This is a genomic window from Streptomyces sp. NPDC047117, assembly GCF_040643545.1.
Lineage (GTDB): Bacteria > Actinomycetota > Actinomycetes > Streptomycetales > Streptomycetaceae > Streptomyces.
On sequence record NZ_JBEYUN010000008.1, the window covers coordinates 77,610 to 98,697 of the forward strand.

Below are 21,088 nucleotides of genomic sequence, written 5' to 3' on the forward strand. Positions count from 1 at the left end.
CGGCATTCCCGCTCACCCGTCACCATGTCAACTCCGGGGCAGATCAAGCCGCTTGAGGAGCGCCAGCAGCCGGTCGACGTCGTCCGCCGTGTTGTACAGGTGGAACCCGGCCCGCAGCTTCCCGGCCCGGACGGCCACCAGCACCCCTTCCCGGGCCAGCGGCTCGTACGCCTCGGCCAGGGCGGGGACGGTGACGATCGCCGATCCGGGCGCGGGCAGCGGCGCGTACCCCAGTTCGGCGAGGCCGGCGCGGTACCGCTCGGCCAGCGCGGTGTCGTGCGCGTGTACCGCGGCCACCCCGACCTCTTCGAGGAGCGCGAGGGACTGCTGGGCGCCGACGTGGACGAGGTGGCCGTGCGGCTCGTCGTACCGGCGGGCGTCCTCGGCCAGGTGCGCGATGGGGCCGTAGTTGGCCTCGCCCGGGTCGGCACCGGCCACCCAGCCCGCGTGGAGGGCGGGCGGCTGCGGCGCGTCCTCGGCCACCACGAGGAACGAGGTGCCGCGCGGGCACAGCAGCCACTTGTACGCGCCGCACACGGCGTAGTCGTACTGCCCGGCGTCCAGCGGCAGCCAGCCCGCGCCCTGCGTCATGTCCAGCAGGGTGCGGGCACCGTGCGTACGGGCCGCCTCCCGGACGGCCGCGAGGTCGGCGATCCGGCCGTCCAGCGCCTGCACCGCGCTGCAGCCGACCAGCGCGGTGCCCGGCCGTACCGCGTCGGCCAGCCCCTCCAGCGGTGCGGTGCGCAGGCGCAGCCCGGCGCGGACGGCGAAGGGGTTGACCAGCGAGCTGAAGTCGCCCTCGGGGAGCAGCACTTCGGCGCCTTCGGGCAGCGAGGCGGCGATCAGCGCGGTGGACACGGCGACCGAGCTGCCGATGGCGACCCGGTCCGGGGCGGCGCCCACCAGCCGGGCGAAGGAGGCCCGGGCGGCGGCGGCCGGGCCGAAGTAGTCCCGGCCCATCGAGCCGTACGAGGCGGAAGCGCCGGCCTCGTCCCGCAGTGCGTCGATGGTCCTGGCGGGCAGCAGGCCGCTGCCCGGAGTGTTGAGGTACGTCGTCTCGGGCGCGAACTCCGCGCCGGCCAGTCGCTCCATCCGCCCACTGTGATCGCCCGCGGTCCGGCCGTCCATCCCGCCTCGCCTTGGGCGCCCTCCAAGGACGCCTTGGGGTGCCGTCCGGAGGCCGCCCGAGGGTCGTCGCGGAGCCGCACGAGGAATCACTTTTACCCAACCAGGGGCGGTTTTCCGCTGTCCTCGCCCGCCCGCCGATGCACTTGCCGTGCATTGGGCCGTCGGCGCCGCCACGCCCCGGTACGGTCCGCACATGAGGACGCCGCAGGAACGTCTCGGCTCATGGGAGACAGCCGGGACCGCCACCACCGACAGCCACCCCTTCGACCCCGCGGTCCTGCGCGCGCAGCTGGCGCCGGGCGCACGGATCCTGGACCACGGCTGCGGCCGCGGCAGGCGGGTCGCCGAGCTGGTGCGGCTGGGGTACGCGGCCGAAGGCGTGGACGGCGCGCGGACACCGGTCGAACACGGGCGGCGGGAGCACCCCGGGCTGCGGCTCACGCACTGTCCCCGGCTGCCGCTGCCCTTCGAAGCGGGCCGCTACGCGGCGGCGCTGCTCTTCGGAGTGCTCACCGGCATGCCGGAGGACGCGGAGCAGCGGGCGGTCCTCGGAGAGCTGGCACGCGTGGTGCGCCCCGGCGGACTGCTTCATCTCAGCGACGTGCCGCTGCAGACCGATCCGCGCTCACGGGCCCGGTACGCCGCGTACGAGGACGAGTTCGGGGCGTACGGGGTGTTCCGCACCGAGGACGGCGCGGTGGTCCGGCACCACGAGCCGGAGCAGCTGCGGCGGCTGCTGCGGATGCACGGCTTCGCCGTGGCCGAGGAGCGCACCGCCGTTGTCGGCGCGCTGCACGGTCATTCCGTACGCCGGGTGCAGCTCATCGCGCGCCGGGAGTCAGCGTGAGCAGCAGGCCGAGGTGCGTGGCGTCGGGGGCGGGGCGGCGGGTGTCGTCCGGCAGCCAGCCGTGCCGGGCGTAGAAGTCCCGCGCCCGGCGGTTGTGCCAGTACACCTGGAGCCGGGCGGTGGCGTGGCCCGCGGTGTGCCAGGCGGTGACGCAGGCGTCGTGCAGCGCGGTGCCGACGCCGCTGCGCCAGTGGGCGGGGTCGACGTGCAGCTGGTGCAGCACGACGGCGTCCGGCGGCGCCCCCTCCTCGCGGCGGAAGGACGCGACGCCCACGGTCGTACCGGCGCGTTCCGCGCACAGCACGGTGCCGTCCGGCCGCTCGACGGCCGCGGCCCATGCCTCGCGCCAGCGGGCCTGCTCCGCCGGGTCGTCCAGGAGCGCGTCGGGCAGCCGTCCCCGGTAGTACGACGCGCGGGCCCGGCCGTGCAGCGCGACGATCGACTCCAGGTCCCCCGGCACGGCGGCCCGGACGGTGAGGTCCGGGCCGCTCGTGGTGTGGGGCACGGCCGTCACGCCTCGCGCACGCCGTCGACCCGGCGCGGCAGTCCCAGCGGGTTCTCCTCGCGCAGCTCGGGCGGCAGCAGCGCGGGCGGGGTGTCCTGGTAGGCCACCGGGCGCAGCCAGCGCTCGATGGCCGTGCCGCCCACGGAGGTGGAGGTGGACGTGGTCGCCGGGTACGGGCCGCCGTGGTGCTGGGCGGGGGCCACGGCGACGCCGGTGGGCCAGCCGTTGACCACGACGCGGCCGGCGAGCGCGGTGACCTCGGCGAGCAGCTCGCCGCCCCGGCCCTCGCCCGCGCCCTCGGCGCCGGAGATCTGGAGGGTGGCGGTGAGGTTGCCGGGCAGCCGGCCGAGGACGGCGGTCGCCTCGGCCTCGTCGGCGTACCGCGCGACGACGGTCACCGGGCCGAAGCACTCCTCCAGGAGCAGGTCGTGCGGGCCCTCTGCGGCCAGCCGGGCCGCGGGGAGGGTGAGGAAGCCGGCGGACACGGTGTGCTCACCGCCCGCGCCGGGCGTCACCGGGGCATCCACCTCGGGGAGTTCGGCGCGCGCCTGGACGCCCGCCAGGAAGGCGTCCCGCATCCGGTGGTCCAGCAGGACGCCGGCCTCGGTGTCGCTGACCTTGGCGGTCAGCTCCTTGACGAGCCCGTCGCCGGCCGCGCCCTCGGGGACCAGCACCAGGCCGGGCTTCACGCAGAACTGCCCGACGCCCAGCGTCATCGCGCCCGCCAGGCCCGCGCCGATCTGCTCGGGGCGCTCCTCGGCGGCGGCGCGGGTGACCACGACGGGGTTGAGGCTGCCCAGCTCGCCGTGGAAGGGGATCGGCTGCGGGCGGGCCGCCGCCGCGTCGTAGAGCGCGCGGCCGCCGCGTACGGAGCCGGTGAAGCCGGCGGCGGAGACCAGCGGGTGGCGGACCAGCTCGACGCCCGCGTCGAAGCCGTGCACCAGGCCGACCACGGCAGCGGGCAGGCCGGACTCGGTGGCGGCGCGGCGCAGCAGGGCCGCGCACAGCTCGGAGGTGGCGGGGTGGTCGGGGTGGGCCTTGACGACGACCGGGCAGCCGGCGGCCAGGGCGCTGGCGGTGTCGCCGCCGGGCACCGAGAAGGCGAGCGGGAAGTTGGAGGCCGAGTAGACGGCGACCACACCGAGCGGGATCTTGTAGCGCCGCAGGTCGGGGCGGGGCGGGGCGAGCTGCGGGTCCGCGTGGTCGATGTGCACGTCCAGGAAGGCGCCCTCGTCCACGATGTCCGCGAAGGCGCGCAACTGGTAGGTGGTGCGGGCCAGTTCACCAGTGAGCCGGCCAGGGCCGAGCGCGGTCTCCGCGTCGGCGGCCTCGATGACCGACTCGCCCGCCTGGTCCAGCAGGTCCGCGGCGCGGCGCAGGAAGGCGGCACGCACGGTCCGGTCGGCGAGGGAACCGCGTGCCTCGTGCGCGGCGCGTACGGTCGCGTCCACCTCCTCGGCTGTGGCCTCGGCCGCAACCTCCTCCCGCTGCTTCCCGCTGCGGGGGTCGACGCTCCAGACTGGTGGTGCCACCGTGCATTCCTCCCGGGCCGAGTACTTGCTGCACACCGGGGCTTGTTCGATATACTGAACTCCGTCCCGGAGTGTGAACACCGGTGACTCTATGACTGTCCGAACTGAGGGGTCAAGGGCGATGGCGGCTGCCGAGACCGGGGGATCACAGGTCAAGTCCGCAGTGCGGACGGTCGAACTGCTGGAGTACTTCGCGGGCCGTCCCGGGATGCACAGCCTCGCCTCCGTGCAGGAGGCCGTGGGGTATCCGAAGTCCAGCCTCTACATGCTGCTGCGCACGCTCGTCGACCTCGGCTGGGTGGAGACGGACGCCACCGGCACGCGGTACGGCATCGGGGTGCGTGCCCTGCTCGTCGGCACGTCCTACATCGACGGTGACGAGGTCGTGGCCGCCGCCCGGCCGACCCTGGACCGGCTCTCGGACGACACCACCGAGACCATCCACCTCGCCCGCTTGGACGGCACCAACGTCGTCTACCTGGCCACCCGTCAGTCGCAGCACTACCTCCGCCCGTTCACCCGGGTCGGCCGCCGGCTGCCCGCGCACTCCACCTCGCTGGGCAAGGCGCTGCTCGCGACCTACTCCGACGAGCAGGTCCGCAAGATGCTCCCCGAGACGCTGCCCCCGCTCACCGAGCACACCACCACCGACCGCGAGCGGCTGATCGAGGAGCTGCACACGGTGCGGGAGCAGGGGTACGCCGTCGACCGCGAGGAGAACACCCTCGGGCTGCGCTGCTTCGGCGTGGCGATCCCGTACCGCACGCCGGCCCGCGACGCCATCAGCTGCTCCGTGCCGGTCGCCCGGCTCACCCCCGCGCACGAGCAGATGATCAAGGACGCACTCTTCGACGCGCGCGACCGCCTGACACTGGCGACGCGCCGCCTCTAGGGGGCAAGGGCGCGGAGGGTCGTACGTACCGCCGTCAGGTCCGCGTCCGAGGCCAGCCCCGCGTGGTACAGCCGCAGTTCATCGGCGCCGGACGCGGCCGCGTGGGCGGCGTCGGCGGCGAGCGTCTCCGGACTGCCGCCCATCCCCCGCACCACGGTGAAGTTCGCCGCCCGTACGCCGCGCCCCTCGAACGGCGCCAGCGCGGCGGCCCGCCCTTCCGCGCTCCCCGTGCACGGCACGACCACGCCGTCCGCGTAGGAGAAGACCTGCCGGGGGGAGACGCCCACGTTCGCGCCGCAGCGGTGCGGGGCCGGGTCGGCGTGCAGCAGGACGCGGAAGTCCGGCCCGGCGGCGGCCCGTACGGCGGACACGGCCGCGCGCCGCAGCTCCCCCGCGGCCCGGTTCCGCCAGTCGGCGACGGCGTGCGCGTACTCCTCGCCCAGCGCCTCGACGACCTCGGCCCACTCCCCCTCGCGATCCCCCGCTCCCCCGCCGCCGCTGCCCGCCCACACCGGCTCCAGGGCGCGCACCACGGCGCGCCGCAGCCCCTCGGGGTCGGCGCCCAGCGCCGCGTACCCGTTGCGGCACTCGCCGCAGAAGCACAGCGACATCAGGTACTGCGTCGCGCCGCTCAGGGGGGCGCCGCCGATCTTGTCGTGGGCGTGCAGGTGCGCGAGGCCGTACCAGCCGCACGACTCCAGTTCGGTGCCGCGGGTGTGCGGCCGCACCGCGGCCTCGGCGGCCAGCGTCACCAGGTACTCGTGCACCTCGGGACGGGCGATACAGGGGGCCCAGGGGTAGGCGTCCCCGTAGGCGTTGCGGACGACGGACTCCGGGTGCTCGGCGCCCAGCCGGGAGTTGTGCGCGAGCACCACCCAGGAGTGCACCTCCAGGCCCGCGTCCATGAGCGCGCGGGCGGCCTCCGTGTACGGGTCGGACTCCGGGAGCCAGTCCTGCGCGTACGGCCGCAGCGCGCGGCCCGCCCAGCGCTCCGCAGCGGGCGGGTAGAGGACGGCGGAGTGCCGGGCGGTGACGACGCGGTGCGAGGGATGGCGCGGGGTGAGGGCCCGGGTGGAGTGGTAGGCGGAGGCGAGAGTGACCTGCGCGACCCCGAGCCCGGCGATCCGGCGCGCGGCGTCGGGGTCCCCGACGACGTCCCAGGGGTAGAGGAAGGCGGCGGCGCGCATCGGGCTCCCTTCGAAGAACCACGTCCGCAGAAACGCATTCGTGGCCAGTGTCCATATGAGTGAACGCGATGACGCTAAGACAGCCCGTCCGGCGGGTCAAGAGCCGTTCCGCGTCCACCATCTTGACCAAGGCAGCGCGCTTCTTTACGTTGACCGCCATGACCGCACCCCGCACCGTTCTACTGACCGGCGCCGCCGGCGGCCTCGGCACCCTGATGCGAGAACTGCTGCCCTCGTACGGCTACCGGCTGCGGCTCTTCGACCGGCTGCCCATCGAGGGCGAGCCGGACGCGATCGTCGCCGACCTCGCCGACCGGGACGCGCTGCGCAAGGCCGTGGAGGGCGTCGACGCGGTGATCCACCTGGCCGGCATCTCCCTGGAGTCCACCTTCGAGAAGATCCTGGCCGCGAACATCGAGGGCACGTACCACCTCTACGAAGCGGCCCGCGAGGCAGGCGTGCGGCGGATCGTCTTCGCGTCCTCCAACCACGCCGTGGGCTTCACCCCGCGCCCCGAGGACGGCTCCGGTGCCATCCCGCTGAACACCCCGCGCCGCCCCGACACCTTCTACGGGCTGTCCAAGGGCTTCGGGGAGGACCTGGCCTCGCTCTACTGGGACCTGCACGGCATCGAGACCGTCTCCGTGCGCATCGGCTCCTGCTTCCCGCGGCCCACGTCGGTGCGCATGCTGTCGATCTGGATGAGCCCCGCCGACGGCGCCCGGCTGCTGCACGCGGCGGTCACCGCGAAGGACGTCGGCCACACCGTCGTCTACGGCTCCTCCGCCAACACCCGGCTGTGGTGGGACCTCTCCAGCGCCCGCGCCCTCGGATACGAGCCGCAGGACGACTCCGAGGTGTACGCCGCCGAACTCCTCGCCGAGCAGGGTCCCCTGGACCCGGACAACCCCGAACACGCGCACCTCGGCGGCGCCTTCTGCACGGACCCGCCGATCTGGCCGCACTGAACACCGGCCGGCGAGCGGCCGGCAGGCGGCCGACGTGCACAGATGGTGGTATACGGCACGGAACTCCGGGCAGCCTCCTCGCGTCCTTGAAGACGTAACAACCCCTTGCAGGAACGAGGAACACCATCATGGGCATCGTCAGCTGGCTCGTACTGGGGCTGATCGCCGGCGTCATCGCCAAGATCCTGCTGCCCGGACGGGACCCGGGCGGCCTGGTCGGCACGACGCTGACCGGCATCGTGGGCTCGTTCGTCGGCGGCTGGCTCTCCACCAAGCTCCTCGACCGTCCGATACCGAAGGACTTCTTCGAGCCGTCCATGTGGATCGCCTCCATCGCCGGCGCCCTGGTGCTGCTGATCATCTACCGGCTGCTCTTCGGCAACTCCCGCGAACGGCACTGACGACGGGCGGCCGGAGCCCTTCCGCGGCGGCGGCATGTGATCCAGCGGGCGGTCGGCAGATGATCGACCGGGTAATGGAACCGTAAAGCGACGCCGGTCGTTACCCACAACATGACCGCTATGACTCCCGGCTCGAACCTCCCGCTCTCCGCAGCGCGGGTGGCGGTGGACGTCACCGCGCCCGTGCGGCTGGACGTCTCGGGCCTCCTGCTGACCGCCGACGGCAAGGTGCGCTCGGACGACGACTTCGTCTTCTACAACCAACCGAGCGGCCCCGGCGTGACCCACACCGCGGGCGGGGGCGGCAGCGGCGACACCATCACGGTGGACACCGCCGCCGTGCCGGCCGGCATCGAGAAGATCGTCGTCACGGCCAGCCTGGACACGCCGGGCGCCACCTTCGCGGGCACGGAGCCGACGGCCACGGTCCGCAGCGCCGACGACGGCAGTGTGATCGCCACGTTCACCCCGCCCCAGCTGGGCGCCGAGACCGCCCTCGTGGTCGTCGAGGTCTACCGGCGCAACGGCGCCTGGAAGGTCCGCGCGGTCGGCCAGGGCTACGCCAACGGCCTGGCCGGCATCGCCACGGACTTCGGCGTCTCCGTCGAGGAGCCCGCGGCACCCGCGGCCGCCCCCGTCCAGCCCCAGCAGCCCGCCGCGCCGCCCGCGCCGCCGCAGCCGAGCGCGCCGACCGCCGGCCAGTGGGGCCCGCCCACGGGCTCCCCCGCCCCGGTCGCCCCGCCGACCGCCGTCCCCGGCGCGCCGGGCTCCATGGGCACACCCACGCCGCCGCCCCCTGCCGCCCCGGCTCCCGGCGCCGGGAAGATCAACCTCGACAAGGGCCGGGTCAGCCTCCAGAAGAACCAGACCGTGTCCCTGGTCAAGGGCGGCCAACCGCTCCTCTCCTCCGTCCGGATGGGCCTCGGCTGGGAGCCCGCCTTCCGCGGCAAGAGCGTCGACCTGGACGCCTCGGTCATCGCGTACGGCCCGGACCGCAAGAAGATCGACAACTGCTTCTTCGGCAAGCTCACGATCCTCAACGGCGCGATCCAGCACTCCGGGGACAACCTCACCGGCGAGGGCGCGGGCGACGACGAGGCGATCACGGTCCACCTCGGCGGCCTCCCCCCGGAGGTCACCGGCCTGGTCTTCACGGTGAACAGCTTCTCCGGCCAGAAGTTCACCGACGTCGCCAAGGCCTACTGCCGCCTGCTGGACGCCCAGTCCGGCGAGGAACTGGTCCGCTTCGACCTGACCGGTTCGGAGAAGCGCACGGGCGTCCTGATGGCCAAGCTCATCCGCCAGTACAGCGGCGAATGGGAAATGACCGCGCTCGGCGAGTACGTCGACTCCCGCACGGTCCGCGGCATGGTCAAGCCGGGCGCGCAGGCGCTCTGACGGACGCGCCGGGGCGGCGGACATCCCGTCACCCCGGCGCGGCCTCCCGGTCCGCTACGCCTCCACGCCGAGCAACCGCTCCGCCCGGAGTCCGGCGACCAGAGCCGCCTCCTCGACCGCATGCGCCAGGTACTGGACAGCGGTACGCAGCTCCGCCGAGGACGCCGCGGGGTCACCGGCCAGCGCCCGCCCCCGGGAGGCGTCGGCCTCCGCCGCGACGAGCATCTCGGCCTCCATGAGGTCGGCCAAGTGGTTCACGATGCCGTCCCCCGGCGGGACGTAGGCCGCCCGGCCTTCTTCGGTCCATGGCAGCCGTCGTAGGGTCTTCAAGTCGGCACTCCTTTGCAGTGTCGGCCACGCCCCGGGGCCGGGTCCGATCCGGTCCCGGGGCTTTTTGCGCCTCCAGAGTGCTCGGAGTGGCGGCAACGTGCTACCGCGTAAGCGCGGTACCGCATAAGGTCACCGACGTGAACCTCGATCGGTCAGTGCCGGTGTGGCCGCAAGTGGCCGCAAGCCTCCGCCGTCGCCTCCGTGCCCGCGAGTGGGGCCCTGGCGAACGCTTCCCCAGCACGATCACGCTGGCCGCCGAGTACGGCGTAACCCAGTCAACGGTCCAGAAGGCCATCGTCCAGCTCCGCAAGGAGGGCCGCCTCCACACGGTCCTGGGCGCCGGCAGCTACGTCACGGACTAGGCGGCCGCCGCAGGCCCCGCCCCGTCGTCGAGTCCAGCCACCATCGCCAGCCTCCGGTAGGAGTCCAGTTGGGCGGCGCGATCGTACGTGCTGGTGGTGACCAGCAGCTCATCGGCACCGGTCGCACCGAACAGATCCGCCAGGGCCGTGCGGACCTCTGCCTCCGTGCCGTGGATCTGGCCGCGCAGTGCCGCCTCGTAGAAGTCCCGCTCCTTCACGGTCATGGCCGGCTCCCGGGCGAGCACGTCCTCGACCGGTTCCAGTGGCGGGAAGACGCCGCGCGTACGGGAGTACGCCATCGCCCAGGCCTCCGGGAGCAGCAGCCGGCGGGCCTCCTCCGTGGTGGCGGCCACCGCGACGGTCGCGGAGACGACGACGTACGGGCGGTCCCACAGGCCCGAGGGACGGAAGCCGGTGCGATAGCGGTCGATGGCGCGCAGCAGCGCGTCCCGGCCGCGGACTTCGGCGATGACCAGCGCGAGCCCCGCCTCGGCGGCGATCTCCGCGCCGGCGCCCGTGGCCAGGACGAAGGCGGGCACGGTCAGGCCCTCGGCGGGCCGTGCGTGCACCTGCGGGTGGGCGGTCTGGGTGCCGGTGAAATAGCCGGTCAGCTCGGCGAGCTGCGCGCCGAAGTCCTCGGCGGCGTCCTTCTCCGTCCCCAGTGCCCGCCGGATGCCGTCGGTGAAGCCGACCGAGCGGCCCAGGCCCATGTCGATGCGGCCCGGGAAGAGCGAGGCGAGCACGCCGAACTGCTCGGCGACGATCAGCGGCCGGTGGTTGGGCAGCATCACCCCGCCCGTGCCGACGCGGATGCGGTCGGTCGCGGCGGCGACGGCAGCGGCGAGCACGGTGGGCGCGGAACCGGCCACGCCGGGCACGCTGTGGTGCTCGGAGACGAAGAAGCGGTGGTAGCCGAGCCGCTCTGCCTCCTGGGCAAAGCGCACCGTCTCCTGGAGCGCTTCGGCCTCCGGCCGTCCCACTCTGGTGCGGGACCGGTCCAGGACCGAGAATCGTGGGGCCGCTGTCGTCGAGTTCACCCTCAGTACAACGTTTCCCGCCGCTCAGGATTCCGGACGTACGGCAGGCCGCCGGGCGTCCCGGTATCCGTCGCCCGCCGCCCGCCCGTCGCACGCGAGGAGCCCGATGTCCGCCGTCCAGCCACCCCCGCCCCACTCCCCCACGCCCGACGCCGACACCCACATCGGCCGCGTCCCCGGCCCCGTCGACGAGATCTACGGGGAGTTCGACCTCAGTACCGTCCCCGCGTTCGCCGGCGGGTTCATCAACTTCGGCTACTGGGCGGACGCGCCGTCCGGCCGCCCGCTGACCGAGGCCGACCGGATCGCCACGGAGCAGGCGCTGTACCGGCTGGTGCTGCGCGAGTTCGGCCGTACCGAGGGGCGGGACGCCGTCGAGGTCGGCTGCGGGCTGGGCCTCGGCTCGGCCCTCGCGCTGAACGAGTACGGCTTCGGCTCGGTCGTCGGCCTGGACGTCCACCCCGACCAGGTCGAACGGGCCCGGCGGCGGAACGCCGACGCGCGGGCCGCGCACCCGGACCGGCTGGACTACCGGCGCGGCGCGGCCCAGCGGATGCCGCTGCCGGACGCCTCGGTGGACTGTCTGTTCTCGGTCGAGGCGGCCCAGCACTTCCCCGACGTGCCGGGCTTCGCGCGCGAGGCGGCGCGCGTGCTGCGCGCGGGCGGCCGGCTGGCGCTGACGACGTTCTTCGCCACCGGCCGGGAGGCCGCCCGCGCGCTGCCCGGACTGCTGCCCACCTACGCCGACGGCCTCGACCTCGCCCACGTGGCGGACGAGGTGGCCGCCGCGCTGGCGGCGGCCGGGCTGTCGGACGTGCGGATCCGGGCGATCGGGGAGTCGGTGTGGGCCGCGTACGACCGGTACCTCGATCAGGTGCCCGAGCTGCGCGAGCTGTGGCCGCGCCGGTTCCTGACGGCGTACGAGAAGGGGCTGCTGGACTACTACGTGCTCACCGCGGACCGGCCGGACCCTGCCTGATCCGGCCGGGTTCCCCCTGAAACCGGCCGGTTCCCCCGATCCGGCCGGTCCAGCGGCGCGTCAGTGACCCGTCAGCGCTGCCGCCGCCAGGGGCCGGTGATCGCGAGCATGATCCCCGGGTCCTGGATGTTGGCGAACAGCGTCTGCCCGTCGGGCGAGAAGACCGGCCCGGTGAACTCGCTGTACTCCGGCTCCTCGGCGGTGCCGATGTTCAGCTCGTTGCGCGCGACCGCGTAGGTGCGGCCGTCCTCGGTGGCGCCGAAGAGGTGCTGCACGCCCTCGCCGTCCTCGGCGATGATCAGCCCGCCGTAGGGCGAGACGCTGATGTTGTCCGGGCCGTCCAGCGCGCCTTCCTTCGAGGGGTCGGCGTTGATGCCGAAGCGGACCTTCAGGGTCAGCGTGCGGCGGGCGGGATTGTAGAACCACACCTGGCCGTCGTGCTGGACCGGGCTCTCCTCACGGGCATAGGACGACACGACGTACGCGCCGCCGTCCGCCCACCACATGCCCTCCAGCTTGCGGGCGCGGGTGACCTCGCCGTCCTTGAACTGCTTGCGGACCGAGGTGGAGCGCGCGTCCCGGTCGGGCACCTCGACCCAGTCCACGCCGTACACGGTGCCGGGCTCGGTGGCGCGGGAGAGGTCGTCGACGAACCGGCCGCCGGAGTCGAAGCACTTGAACGCGGCGAGCACGCCCGCGTCGTCGGCGAGGGCGCGCAGCTGCCCACGGCCGTGCCGGAAGCCCTGCGGCGGGGTCCAGCGGTAGAGCAGGCCGTTGGGGTTGTCGGCGTCCTCGGTGAGGAAGACGTGGCCGCGCTTGGGGTCGACGACGACGGCCTCGTGCGGGTAGCGGCCGAACGCCTTGACCGGCCTGGGGTCGCGGGCGGTCCGGTGGTCGCGCGGGTCGACCTCGAAGACGTAACCGTGGTCCTTGGTCATGCCGTTCTGGCCGGCCTTGTCCTCGGTCTCCTCGCCGCTCAGCCAGGTGCCCCAGGGAGTGCGTCCGCCGGCGCAGTTGGTGGAGGTGCCGGCGACGCCGACCCACTCACCGATGTGCTCGCCGTCCTTGGAGACCTCCACGACGGTGCAGCCGCCCGCCGCCGCCGGGTCGTAGACCAGGCCCTCGGCGAGCGGCACCGGGTGCTCCGCTTTGCTGCGCGGCCCCTTGATCTCGTGGTTGTTCACGAGCAGGGTCGCGCCCCGCGAGCCTTCGAAGGTGGCCGTGCCGTCGTGCTTGGCGGGCGTGTACTCGCCGCTCTCCAGCTTGGTCACGCCGGTACGAGTGATGATCTTGTAGCTGAAGCCGGCGGGCAGCGCGAGGATGCCCTCCGGATCGGCGATCAGCGGACCGTAGCCGAGCTGCCGCTTCCCGTCGTCACCGGCGGCCTGCCCGACCTCCTCGCCGATGGCCCCGGGAGCCGTGGCCAGCACCCCGACGCTGCCGGCGAGCGCCACTCCGGCACCGGTGTACGTCGCACGCTTGGCGAAGTCCCTGCGGGTGAGGGGCATGGTCATCTCCTGGCTGGCTGGATTCATTCCTTGCTTCCGCGCGCCAGGCTGGCGGGCCCGCCCGAATTCCAGTTGAACGGGGCACGACGTCCAGGAAGCGTTTTTCCCGGCGCTGCGTCCCCGTGGCGAGGACGGAAACGGCCCGTCGTCCCTGCACGTGAGTACGGGCGACGGGCCTTTCCTGCCGGGGAACCGGTGGCTAGCCGTCCTTCTTGGAGCGGGCCTTGAAGGCCGCCTTGCGGGCCTCCTTCGCCGCCTTCTTGTCCGGGTGGAGCCGGCCCATGGCCTCCAGGACGTCGGCGGTCGCCGGGTGGTCCACCCGCCAGACCGCGTCGAAGAAGCCCGCGTGCTGGCCCACGAGTCCCTCGATCAGGTCCCGCAGCTCGGCCGTGTCCTCGTCGGCGGTGCCCAGCTGCGCGGCGAGGGTGTCCACCGTGAGCCAGAAGATCATGTCCTGGGACGGCTCGGGGATGCCGGGCGCGCCGTGCTCGGCCAGCCACACCCGGGCCAGCCCGCCCAGCTGCCGGTCGTCGAGCACCTCGCGCAGCGCGGGCTCGGCCTCCGCGCCGACCAGCGACAGCGTCTGCTGGCAGGCGAGCCGGCGCTGCGGCGCCCGCTCGTCGTCGCCGCGCGCGGCGGAGAGCAGGTCGCGCGCCGCGGAGAGGGCGTCGCGGGCCGCGAGCCACTGCTCGGACTCGGCCTGCGCGAGGTTCTCCGGGTAGCCGGGCAGGGCGGCGAGCAGCACGTCGGCACCCTTGTCGGCGAGGTCGCCGACGGCGGGCGCCTCGACGCCCGCGTCCAGCATCCGCGCGCGGACCGCGTACATGCCCAGCGGGGTGAGGCGGACCATGCCGTACCGGCTGACGTCCTCCTCCTCCAGCGGCTCGGCGGACCTGACGGTCTCGCCCTCCTCGTCCAGCTCCTCGATGAGCGCCTCGTCCACCGGCTGGTACGCGACCAGCCCGATCGGCTCCAGGACCCGGAACTGGTCGTCCAGGCGCATCATCGCCTCGGAGACCTCTTCGAGGATGTCGTCGGTGGGCTCGTCCATGTCGGCCGGGACGATCATGGAGGCGGCGAGGGCAGGCAGCGGGACGCTCTGCTCGGGGTCCTCGGACAGCGCACAGAGCATGTAGAGGTTGCCGAGGATGCCGTCCAGCAGCTCGGCCTCGTCCTCCGGGTTCCAGTCGATGGAGTCCAGGTCCAGCTCGCCGCCCTCGGCGATCTGCTCGACGAGGTCGCCGAGGTCCGGCGCGGCGGCGTCGGCCAGCACGGTCTCCATGCCGCCGAGCCAGATCGCCAGCACGTCCTGCGGGCTGCCGCCGGTCAGCAGGCGCAGCTCCTCGCCGGGCGCCGCGGTGCCGGCCGGGGCGCCGTCGGGCAGGTCCTCGTCCTCGCCGGCCTGCTCCTCGATCTCGACCAGGCCGGTGTCCACGGCCAGCTGCCAGGCCTCGGCGGCGTAGCCGGTGCCGTCCTCGTCGACGGCCAGGCCGAGGTGGGCCGCGGCCTCGGCGAGCTGCTCGTCGAGGAGGTCACCGCCGACGCCGACCGGTACCTCGCGCTCGGCCCAGCGGGCGAGCTTCGCCGCCCGGGCGAAGAGGGGCGCGCTCAGTGCGTCCCTGGCCAGCTCCGCTTCGGGGTGCAGCCGCACCGGGGGAAGGGTGGGGCGCTCGTCGGACATCTACGGTTCAGCTCCTCGGGCGGACTACAGCTGGTGCGCCGCCCAGCGTAGACGGAATCGTGACCATCCCGGGCGGTTCACCGCCCCGTCCGCCGGTGTCCACCCGACGAGCCTTGACAACTTCCGTGCGCACACAAGAGATTGACGCGCGTAGCGGACCGTCCTCCGATACGTCGTTCCTCCCTCGTTTCCCCACGCTCCCGGAGGCCACCATGCCGTCCCGCCGTACGCTCCGCAGGCCGCTCACGCTCTCGGCGGCGGCCGCCGCCGCCCTCGCCGCAGGGCTGCTCGCGGTCCCGCAGTCCGCCTCGGCCGCCGACGCCAGGATCCACGACATCCAGGGCTCCACTCGCATATCCCCGCTGGCCGGGAAGCAGGTCACGGGCGTGCCGGGCGTGGTCACCGCCGTACGGTCCTTCGGCTCTGCACGCGGTTTCTGGCTGCAGGACCCGCGCCCGGACCGCGATGCCGCCACCAGCGAGGCGATCTTCGTCTTCACCGGCAAGGAGACTCCGGACGTCGCCGTGGGCGACGCGGTGGAGGTGGCCGGCACGGTCAGCGAGTACTACCCCGGCGGCAAGGACGCGGGGCTCCAGTCCGTCACCGAGATCACTGGCGCGAAGTGGACGGTGACCTCGGCGAAGAATCGTCTCCCCGCGGCGTTCCGGCTGACCCCTTCGTCCGTGCCGAATCGATACGCCCCGGACCACGGCGGCAAGGACATCGAGCCGCTGAAGCTGCGGCCCGGCTCCTACGCGCTGGACCGCTACGAGTCGCTGGAGGGCATGCGGGTCGCCGTCTCCGACGCGCCGGTCGTCGGCCCCACAACCTCGTACCACGAGCTGTGGGTCACGGCCGAGCCCAAGCATCAGCGCACCGCGCGCGGCGGCACGCTCTACAGCTCGTACGCCGATCCGAACGCGGGCCGGCTGAAGGTCACCTCGCTGATCCCGTTCGCCGAGCGGCCCTTCCCCGTGGCGGACGTCGGTGACGCGCTGAAGGGCACCACGGCCGGGCCGCTGGACTACGACAACTTCGGCGGCTACACGATCGAGGCCACCGACCTGGGCGCGCTCTCCGATCACGGGCCGAAGCGCGAGACGACCCGCAAGCAGTCGGCGGACGAGCTGTCGGTGGCCACGTACAACGTCGAGAACCTCTCGCCGAAGACCGCGCAGGCCAAGTTCGACCGGCTGGCCGAGGCGCTGGTGAAGAACCTCGCCTCGCCCGACGTCGTCGCCCTGGAGGAGGTCCAGGACGACAACGGGGCGACGAACGACGGGGTGGTGTCGGCGGGCGCCACGCTCAAGAAGCTCACCGACGCCGTCGCGAAGGCCGGCGGCCCGGCGTACAAGTGGGCGCAGATCGACCCGGCCGACGACCAGGACGGCGGCCAGCCGGGCGGCAACATCCGCGTCGCCTTCCTCTACAACCCCGACCGGGTCTCCTTCACCGACATCCCCGGCGGCGACGCGACGACCCCGGTGAAGGTCGAGAAGAAGGACGGCCGCGCAGCCCTCTCCGTCTCCCCCGGCCGTATCGACCCGGGCAACGCGGCGTGGAAGGACAGCCGCAAGCCGCTCGCGGGCCAGTTCTCCTTCCGCGGCAAGCCGGTCTTCGTGGTCGCCAACCACTTCAACTCCAAGGGCGGCGACCAGGGCCTGGACAGCCGCTTCCAGCCCCCGGCACGCACGTCCGAGACCCAGCGCACCGCGCAGGCCGAGGCCGTGCACGGCTTCGTGACGGACGTCCTCGCCGCCGACCCGAAGGCGGCCGTGATCGTCGCGGGCGACCTGAACGACTACCAGTTCTCCCCGGCGCTCAAGAAGCTCACCGCGGGCGGCGTCCTCACCGACCGGGTGAACCGGCTCCCGAAGGCCGAGCGCTACGGCTACGTCTACAACGGCAATTCCCAGGCCCTGGACCACATGCTCACCAGCCCGGCCCTGGCCCGCGCCGACTACGACATCGTCCACCTCAACGCCGAGTTCGCCGACCAGGCCAGCGACCACGACCCGCAGGTGCTGCGCGTGAAGCCGTAGCGGCCACCTTGCGGCGCCGTCGGGGGCGGCGCGTAGCAACGCTTAACGGCTGCGCCAGTACAACTAAGTAGACCTGAAATGGCGGGGGCCACACTGCCGTGCATGAGCCCTGTGGCCCCCTCGCCCTTCGGCCGCGTCGCGGCAGCGATGATCACCCCGTTCACCGCCGACCACGCCCTCGACACGGACGGCGCCCAGCGGCTGGCCGTCCGGCCGGCCGACGAGGGCTGCGACGCGTTCGTCCTCAGCGGCACCACCGGGGAGTCCCCGACCACCACCGACGCCGAGAAGGAGGACCTGATCCGGGCCGTGGTGGAGGCCGTCGGCGACCGGGCCCGGATCACCGCGGGCATCGGCACCAGCGACACCCGGCACAGCGTCGAGCCGGCCCGCAGGGCCGAAAAGGCCGGCGCGCACGGGCTCCTCGCCGTCACGCCGTACTCCTCACGCCCGACGCAGGAAGCAGTCGCCCACCATCTGCGTACCGTCGCCGACGCCACCGGACTGCCCGTACTGCTCTACGACGTCCCCGGGCGTACCGGCACCGCGCTCACCGCCGACACCCTCCAGCGGCTGGCCGAGCACCCCCGGATCGCGGGCGTGAAGGACTGCGCCTACGACCTCATGAAGTCCGCGAGGCTGCTGGCCACGACGGACCTCGCCTACTACGCGGGCTGCGACGAGCAGAGCCTCCCGCTGCGCGCCCTCGGCGGCGCCGGCTGCGTCAGCACCGTCGCCAACGTCGCGCCGCGCGAGGTACGCGCCGTCCTCGACGCCTTCGACGCGGGCGACACCGCCGGGGCCACCCGCCGCCACCTGCGCCTCGTACCGCTCATCGAGGCGATGATGGCCACCGAGACGCCCGGCACGGTCACCGCCAAGGCCCTGCTGGCCACGCTCGGCCTCCCCGGCGGCCCGCCCCGGCCACCCCTGCTGCCCACGGGCCCCGCACTCACCGCGCAGCCGGCGGAGGTCCTGCGAGCGGTCCGGGAGCGGTAGCCCCGTACCCGTCCTGGCCCGGGGCCGCCGCATCCGTCCCGTCCGGCGCGTCCGACACGAGATCCCGTACCAGCAGCGTCGCGCCCGCGACCGCGCCCGGCATCAGGACGACGGCGATGAACGGGACGAGGAAGAGCAGGACGAGCGGGGTGCCGAAGCCGACGGCGAGCGCCTTGCGGCCGCGCAGCAGGCGCATCCGCTCCCGTACGGGGACGCCGCGGCGCTGCAGGGCGACGGAGGTCAGCTCGACGGTGAGGAAGAAGCCGGAGACGCAGAAGCCGATGGCCGGGATCACGGTCTGGCCGATGACCGGCACGAAGCCGAGGACGAAGAAGAGCAGTCCGAATCCGGCGGCGCGCAGCAGGACGTACACGCTGTCCTTGACCGCGATCCACACCTCCCGCCACAGCGACAGGTCCGGGCCCTCCGGGCACTCCCCCTCGGACTCCTCCACCTTCTCCGACAGCGACTCGTAGAACGGGTCGCCGATCACCAGCGTGACGGCGGTGAAGGTGAGGACGGACAGCAGCAGGCCGCCCGCGACGAGCAGCGCGACGAACAGCCCCCGCAGCAGCCCCTGCCAGGGCGAGCCCCAGCCGTCGGCGAACGGTGTCGCCCAGGCCGCGATGTTGTCCGCCCAGAAGAAGAAGACGGTCAGCGCGACCGCGTACAGCACGAGGGTGACCAGCGCGGGCAGCAGCCCGAACCCCCACCACCGGCCGTGCCGCGCGACCCAGCGCTGCCCCTTGCCCCAGTAACCCAGCCCCGCCACAAGATCACGCATACGGTCACCCTATCGGGGCAGCGCGGCACGTCCCAGCCGTACGGGGACGGCCCGTGCACCCCGGACGGAATCCGGGGCGCACGGGCCGTTCGGCGGTGCCGTGGACGTGCGGCTCAGTTGTGGTGCAGCACGTCGTTCAGGCCGCCCCACTCCGCGTTGTTCGGGCGGGCCTCCACCACACCGGTGGTGGAGTTGCGGCGGAAGAGGATGTTGTCGGCGCCGGACAGCTCGGCGGCCTTGACGATCTGCCCGTCGGGCATCGTCACGCGGGTACCGGCGGTGATGTAGAGCCCCGCCTCCACCACGCACTCGTTGCCCAGCGCGATGCCGACACCGGCCTCGGCGCCGACCAGGCTGCGCTCGCCGATGCGGATGCGCTCCTTGCCGCCGCCGGAGAGGGTGCCCATGGTGGACGCGCCGCCGCCGATGTCGGAGCCGTCGCCGACGACGACGCCCTGGCTGATGCGGCCCTCGACCATGGAGGTGCCCAGCGTGCCGGCGTTGAAGTTGACGAAGCCCTCGTGCATGACGGTGGTGCCGGCCGCGAGGTGCGCGCCGAGGCGGACCCGGTCGGCGTCGGCGATGCGGACGCCGGACGGGGCGACGTAGTCGGTCATCCGCGGGAACTTGTCCACGCCGAAGACGGCGAGGTGCAGGCCCTCGGCGCGGGCGTTCAGCCGCACCGTCTCCAGCCGGTCCACGGCCACCGGGCCGAGCGAGGTCCAGGCGACGTTGGCGAGCAGGCCGAACAGGCCGTCGAGGTTCTGCCCGTTGGGCTGCACCAGACGGTGGCTGAGCAGGTGCAGACGGAGGTAACCGTCGTGCGCGTCCAGCGGCTTGTCGTCCAGGGAGGCGATGACCGTACGGACGGCCACGATCTCCACGCCGCGGCGGGCGTCGGCGCCGAGCGCCTTGGGCGCGGCGTCGCCGAGGAGTTCGGCGGCGCGCTCGGCGCTGAGCCGCTCGGTGCCGGCCGGGCCGGGCTCGGCGACGAGCTCGGGCGCCGGGAACCAGGTGTCCAGGACGGTGCCGTCGGTGGTGACGGTGGCGAGTCCGGCGGCGACGGCGCCGGTGGTACGGGAGGCTGCTGCTTCGGTCATGCGGAAAACCTAACCGGCGCGGCCCCGGCCTGGCGAACCGGTCTCAGCCGTCAGACGTGCGAGGACGCTCCGCGGGCTGCTCCCCGGTCACCCGGGCCAGCTCGGCCCGCACCGCGGCCCGGTCGAACGGCCGGCCGGTGAGCAGCAGCTGCAGGAGCATGCCGTCGATGAGTGCGCTGAGCGTACGGGCGGTGCCGGGGTCGGTGTACCGGCCGAGCACGTCCAGCGTGCTGTCCAGCCACTCGGCGGCCACCGGGCTCAGGACGGGCCGCCGCAGCGCCGCCAGGTACAGCTCGTACTCCATCCGCACGCGGCCGTGCCGCTCGTCGTCCATGTACGCCCGGAGCAGGTCGGCGATGCGGTCGGCGAGCGGCTCGTCCCGGTCCAGGTACTCCGTCCAGCCCTCGACCGTGGTGCCCGCCTCGCCGCAGACCTGCCGCAGCGCGGCCACCAGCAGGTCGTCCAGCGACGCGAAGTGGTACGTGGTCGAGCCCAGCGGCACGTCCGCCGCGCGGGCCACCACGCGGTGGGTGAGTGCCCCGATGCCCTGCTCCTCGGCCACCCGGATCGCCGCGTCGATGATCCGCTGCCGCCGCTCGGGGTCGTAGCGCCGGGGCATCAGTGCGCCGCCCCACCGAGATTCAGCACGACCACGCCGCCGATGATCAGCGCGATGCCGATCAGCCGTGCCGCGTTGGCCGCCTCCCCGAGGAACAGCATCCCGATGGCGGCGATCACGGCGGTCCCGGCCCCGGACCAGATCGCGTACGTGGTGCCCACGCTCATCGTCTTCAGCGTCTGCGCGAGCAGCACGAACGCGATGAGGTACCCCACCGCGGTGCCGAGCGAGGGCCACAGCTTCGTGAACCCTTCGCTGTACTTCATCGCGGTGGTGGCGAGCACCTCCACCAGTATCGCCGCGCCGAGCGTCAGATAAGCCATACGTACAAGCGTACACAACGATGCGTACGACCGTACACAAAGAGGTGCCCGCAGCGGTTCGGTCCCCACCGGTTCAGTCCAGCAGCGTCCGCTTCGGCCGCAGGACGCAGAACTCGTTGCCTTCCGGGTCCGCGAGCACGGTCCAGGTGACGTTCGCGCCCTGCCCGACGTCCACCCGGCGGGCGCCGAGCCCGAGGATCCGCTCGACCTCCGCCTCCTGGTCGTCCGGGGTGAGGTCGAGATGGAGACGGTTCTTGCCGGCCTTCGCCTCGGGAACGGGGAGGAAGACGATGCCCGGCAGCGCCTCCGCCGTGGCCCCGATGATCACCTCGTCCGGCTCCTCGAAGACGATCTGCCAGTCCAGGACGTCGGCCCAGAAGCGGGCCATCCGCGGAAGGTCATGGGCGTCGACGGCGATCTGGTACAGAGAAGAGGCCATGCCCGCCAGTGTGCCTGGCGGGCATGG

22 protein-coding genes are annotated in these 21,088 nt (G+C 73.4%); 9 read left to right on the forward strand and 13 right to left on the reverse strand.

The window, feature by feature from the left end; translation table 11 throughout:
- Nucleotides 1–27: 27 nt before the first annotated feature.
- A complete protein-coding gene (locus tag ABZ840_RS17135; protein WP_361560154.1) occupies nt 28–1,092 on the reverse strand; it encodes an aminotransferase class V-fold PLP-dependent enzyme in 1,065 nt (354 codons plus the stop codon).
- Nucleotides 1,093–1,321: 229 nt separating this feature from the next.
- Here ABZ840_RS17135 and ABZ840_RS17140 point away from each other — a divergent pair, with 229 nt between their 5' ends.
- Complete coding sequence (locus tag ABZ840_RS17140) at nt 1,322–1,975, forward strand: class I SAM-dependent methyltransferase (RefSeq protein ID WP_361560157.1); 654 nt, start codon at nt 1,322–1,324, stop codon at nt 1,973–1,975.
- On the opposite strand, the gene ABZ840_RS17145 is transcribed toward ABZ840_RS17140, so the two are convergent.
- The gene (locus ABZ840_RS17145; protein ID WP_361560160.1) at nt 1,950–2,480 is read right to left on the reverse strand and encodes a GNAT family N-acetyltransferase; all 531 of its coding nucleotides are present in this window, start codon (nt 2,478–2,480) and stop codon (nt 1,950–1,952) included. The two genes, ABZ840_RS17140 and ABZ840_RS17145, sit on opposite strands and share 26 nt — an antisense overlap.
- A gap of 5 nt (nt 2,481–2,485) precedes the next feature.
- Nucleotides 2,486–4,012 (reverse strand): aldehyde dehydrogenase (NADP(+)), encoded by a 1,527-nt coding sequence (locus ABZ840_RS17150; RefSeq protein WP_361560163.1) that lies wholly within the window; start codon nt 4,010–4,012, stop codon nt 2,486–2,488.
- A gap of 121 nt (nt 4,013–4,133) precedes the next feature.
- Here ABZ840_RS17150 and ABZ840_RS17155 point away from each other — a divergent pair, with 121 nt between their 5' ends.
- Nucleotides 4,134–4,904, forward strand: a complete 771-nt coding sequence (locus ABZ840_RS17155) for an IclR family transcriptional regulator (protein WP_361560166.1) — start codon at nt 4,134–4,136, stop codon at nt 4,902–4,904.
- Here ABZ840_RS17155 and ABZ840_RS17160 read toward each other — a convergent pair.
- Nucleotides 4,901–6,091: a hypothetical protein gene (locus ABZ840_RS17160; protein ID WP_361560169.1), complete on the reverse strand. Its 1,191-nt coding sequence runs from the start codon at nt 6,089–6,091 to the stop codon at nt 4,901–4,903. The genes ABZ840_RS17155 and ABZ840_RS17160 overlap by 4 nt on opposite strands.
- 158 nt (nt 6,092–6,249) lie before the next feature.
- On the opposite strand from ABZ840_RS17160, the gene ABZ840_RS17165 reads away from it, so the two are divergent.
- The 3 genes from ABZ840_RS17165 (at nt 6,250) to ABZ840_RS17175 (ending at nt 8,858) form a co-directional block, all read left to right on the forward strand.
- A complete protein-coding gene (locus tag ABZ840_RS17165; protein WP_361560172.1) occupies nt 6,250–7,059 on the forward strand; it encodes an NAD(P)-dependent oxidoreductase in 810 nt (269 codons plus the stop codon).
- A gap of 128 nt (nt 7,060–7,187) precedes the next feature.
- The gene (locus ABZ840_RS17170) at nt 7,188–7,460 is read left to right on the forward strand and encodes a GlsB/YeaQ/YmgE family stress response membrane protein (protein ID WP_361560175.1); all 273 of its coding nucleotides are present in this window, start codon (nt 7,188–7,190) and stop codon (nt 7,458–7,460) included.
- Nucleotides 7,461–7,580: 120 nt separating this feature from the next.
- Nucleotides 7,581–8,858, forward strand: coding sequence for a TerD family protein (locus ABZ840_RS17175; protein ID WP_361560889.1), 1,278 nt, complete (start codon nt 7,581–7,583; stop codon nt 8,856–8,858).
- Between the two features lie 54 nt (nt 8,859–8,912).
- On the opposite strand, the gene ABZ840_RS17180 is transcribed toward ABZ840_RS17175, so the two are convergent.
- Complete coding sequence (locus tag ABZ840_RS17180; RefSeq protein ID WP_361560178.1) at nt 8,913–9,188, reverse strand: hypothetical protein; 276 nt, start codon at nt 9,186–9,188, stop codon at nt 8,913–8,915.
- 173 nt (nt 9,189–9,361) lie between these two features.
- Here ABZ840_RS17180 and ABZ840_RS17185 point away from each other — a divergent pair, with 173 nt between their 5' ends.
- A complete protein-coding gene (locus ABZ840_RS17185; RefSeq protein WP_361560181.1) occupies nt 9,362–9,550 on the forward strand; it encodes a GntR family transcriptional regulator in 189 nt (62 codons plus the stop codon).
- On the opposite strand, the gene ABZ840_RS17190 is transcribed toward ABZ840_RS17185, so the two are convergent.
- Entirely contained in the window at nt 9,547–10,587 is a 1,041-nt protein-coding gene (locus ABZ840_RS17190) for an MsnO8 family LLM class oxidoreductase (RefSeq protein WP_361560184.1), read from the reverse strand. The genes ABZ840_RS17185 and ABZ840_RS17190 overlap by 4 nt on opposite strands.
- 106 nt (nt 10,588–10,693) lie before the next feature.
- Between ABZ840_RS17190 and ABZ840_RS17195 the strand changes: the two genes are divergently transcribed.
- Nucleotides 10,694–11,566 carry a methyltransferase domain-containing protein gene (locus tag ABZ840_RS17195; RefSeq protein WP_361560187.1) on the forward strand — a complete coding sequence of 291 codons (873 nt, stop codon included), beginning with the start codon at nt 10,694–10,696 and terminating at the stop codon, nt 11,564–11,566.
- A 71-nt stretch (nt 11,567–11,637) separates the two neighbouring features.
- Here ABZ840_RS17195 and ABZ840_RS17200 read toward each other — a convergent pair whose 3' ends face one another.
- Entirely contained in the window at nt 11,638–13,074 is a 1,437-nt protein-coding gene (locus tag ABZ840_RS17200) for an alkaline phosphatase PhoX (protein ID WP_361560891.1), read from the reverse strand.
- A 199-nt stretch (nt 13,075–13,273) separates the two neighbouring features.
- Nucleotides 13,274–14,755: a hypothetical protein gene (locus ABZ840_RS17205; RefSeq protein ID WP_361560190.1), complete on the reverse strand. Its 1,482-nt coding sequence runs from the start codon at nt 14,753–14,755 to the stop codon at nt 13,274–13,276.
- A 212-nt stretch (nt 14,756–14,967) separates the two neighbouring features.
- On the opposite strand from ABZ840_RS17205, the gene ABZ840_RS17210 reads away from it, so the two are divergent.
- Nucleotides 14,968–16,797 (forward strand): endonuclease/exonuclease/phosphatase family protein, encoded by a 1,830-nt coding sequence (locus ABZ840_RS17210; protein ID WP_361560193.1) that lies wholly within the window; start codon nt 14,968–14,970, stop codon nt 16,795–16,797.
- Between the two features lie 102 nt (nt 16,798–16,899).
- Nucleotides 16,900–17,796 (forward strand): 4-hydroxy-tetrahydrodipicolinate synthase, encoded by an 897-nt coding sequence (gene dapA / locus ABZ840_RS17215; protein WP_361560196.1) that lies wholly within the window; start codon nt 16,900–16,902, stop codon nt 17,794–17,796.
- Here the strand turns inward: dapA and ABZ840_RS17220 are convergent.
- The 5 genes from ABZ840_RS17220 to ABZ840_RS17240 form a co-directional block, all read right to left on the reverse strand.
- A complete protein-coding gene (locus tag ABZ840_RS17220) occupies nt 17,750–18,580 on the reverse strand; it encodes an EI24 domain-containing protein (RefSeq protein WP_361560199.1) in 831 nt (276 codons plus the stop codon). The two genes, dapA and ABZ840_RS17220, sit on opposite strands and share 47 nt — an antisense overlap.
- Before the next feature lie 113 nt (nt 18,581–18,693).
- Entirely contained in the window at nt 18,694–19,680 is a 987-nt protein-coding gene (gene dapD / locus ABZ840_RS17225; protein WP_361560202.1) for a 2,3,4,5-tetrahydropyridine-2,6-dicarboxylate N-succinyltransferase, read from the reverse strand.
- Nucleotides 19,681–19,723: 43 nt separating this feature from the next.
- On the reverse strand, nt 19,724–20,299 hold the full coding sequence (locus tag ABZ840_RS17230; protein WP_361560205.1) for a TetR family transcriptional regulator: 576 nt from the start codon (nt 20,297–20,299) through the stop codon (nt 19,724–19,726).
- Nucleotides 20,299–20,622, reverse strand: a complete 324-nt coding sequence (locus tag ABZ840_RS17235) for a multidrug efflux SMR transporter (RefSeq protein WP_361560208.1) — start codon at nt 20,620–20,622, stop codon at nt 20,299–20,301. Before ABZ840_RS17235 ends, ABZ840_RS17230 begins: the two co-directional genes overlap by 1 nt.
- Nucleotides 20,623–20,695: 73 nt before the next feature.
- A complete protein-coding gene (locus ABZ840_RS17240) occupies nt 20,696–21,061 on the reverse strand; it encodes a VOC family protein (protein ID WP_361560211.1) in 366 nt (121 codons plus the stop codon).
- Between the last annotated feature and the right edge of the window lie 27 nt (nt 21,062–21,088).

What these genes read in the sequence shown, in the direction of transcription:
- ABZ840_RS17135 (WP_361560154.1), bottom strand. Translation starts at nt 1,092, where the DNA reads ATGGAGCGACTGGCCGGCGCGGAGTTCGCGCCCGAGACGACGTACCTC.
- ABZ840_RS17140 (WP_361560157.1), top strand. Translation starts at nt 1,322, where the DNA reads ATGAGGACGCCGCAGGAACGTCTCGGCTCATGGGAGACAGCCGGGACC.
- ABZ840_RS17155 (WP_361560166.1), top strand. Translation starts at nt 4,134, where the DNA reads ATGGCGGCTGCCGAGACCGGGGGATCACAGGTCAAGTCCGCAGTGCGG.
- ABZ840_RS17160 (WP_361560169.1), bottom strand. Translation starts at nt 6,091, where the DNA reads ATGCGCGCCGCCGCCTTCCTCTACCCCTGGGACGTCGTCGGGGACCCC.
- ABZ840_RS17165 (WP_361560172.1), top strand. Translation starts at nt 6,250, where the DNA reads ATGACCGCACCCCGCACCGTTCTACTGACCGGCGCCGCCGGCGGCCTC.
- ABZ840_RS17170 (WP_361560175.1), top strand. Translation starts at nt 7,188, where the DNA reads ATGGGCATCGTCAGCTGGCTCGTACTGGGGCTGATCGCCGGCGTCATC.
- ABZ840_RS17175 (WP_361560889.1), top strand. Translation starts at nt 7,581, where the DNA reads ATGACTCCCGGCTCGAACCTCCCGCTCTCCGCAGCGCGGGTGGCGGTG.
- ABZ840_RS17195 (WP_361560187.1), top strand. Translation starts at nt 10,694, where the DNA reads ATGTCCGCCGTCCAGCCACCCCCGCCCCACTCCCCCACGCCCGACGCC.
- ABZ840_RS17200 (WP_361560891.1), bottom strand. Translation starts at nt 13,074, where the DNA reads ATGCCCCTCACCCGCAGGGACTTCGCCAAGCGTGCGACGTACACCGGT.
- ABZ840_RS17205 (WP_361560190.1), bottom strand. Translation starts at nt 14,755, where the DNA reads ATGTCCGACGAGCGCCCCACCCTTCCCCCGGTGCGGCTGCACCCCGAA.
- ABZ840_RS17210 (WP_361560193.1), top strand. Translation starts at nt 14,968, where the DNA reads ATGCCGTCCCGCCGTACGCTCCGCAGGCCGCTCACGCTCTCGGCGGCG.
- dapA (WP_361560196.1), top strand. Translation starts at nt 16,900, where the DNA reads ATGAGCCCTGTGGCCCCCTCGCCCTTCGGCCGCGTCGCGGCAGCGATG.
- ABZ840_RS17220 (WP_361560199.1), bottom strand. Translation starts at nt 18,580, where the DNA reads ATGCGTGATCTTGTGGCGGGGCTGGGTTACTGGGGCAAGGGGCAGCGC.
- dapD (WP_361560202.1), bottom strand. Translation starts at nt 19,680, where the DNA reads ATGACCGAAGCAGCAGCCTCCCGTACCACCGGCGCCGTCGCCGCCGGA.
- ABZ840_RS17230 (WP_361560205.1), bottom strand. Translation starts at nt 20,299, where the DNA reads ATGCCCCGGCGCTACGACCCCGAGCGGCGGCAGCGGATCATCGACGCG.
- ABZ840_RS17235 (WP_361560208.1), bottom strand. Translation starts at nt 20,622, where the DNA reads ATGGCTTATCTGACGCTCGGCGCGGCGATACTGGTGGAGGTGCTCGCC.
- ABZ840_RS17240 (WP_361560211.1), bottom strand. Translation starts at nt 21,061, where the DNA reads ATGGCCTCTTCTCTGTACCAGATCGCCGTCGACGCCCATGACCTTCCG.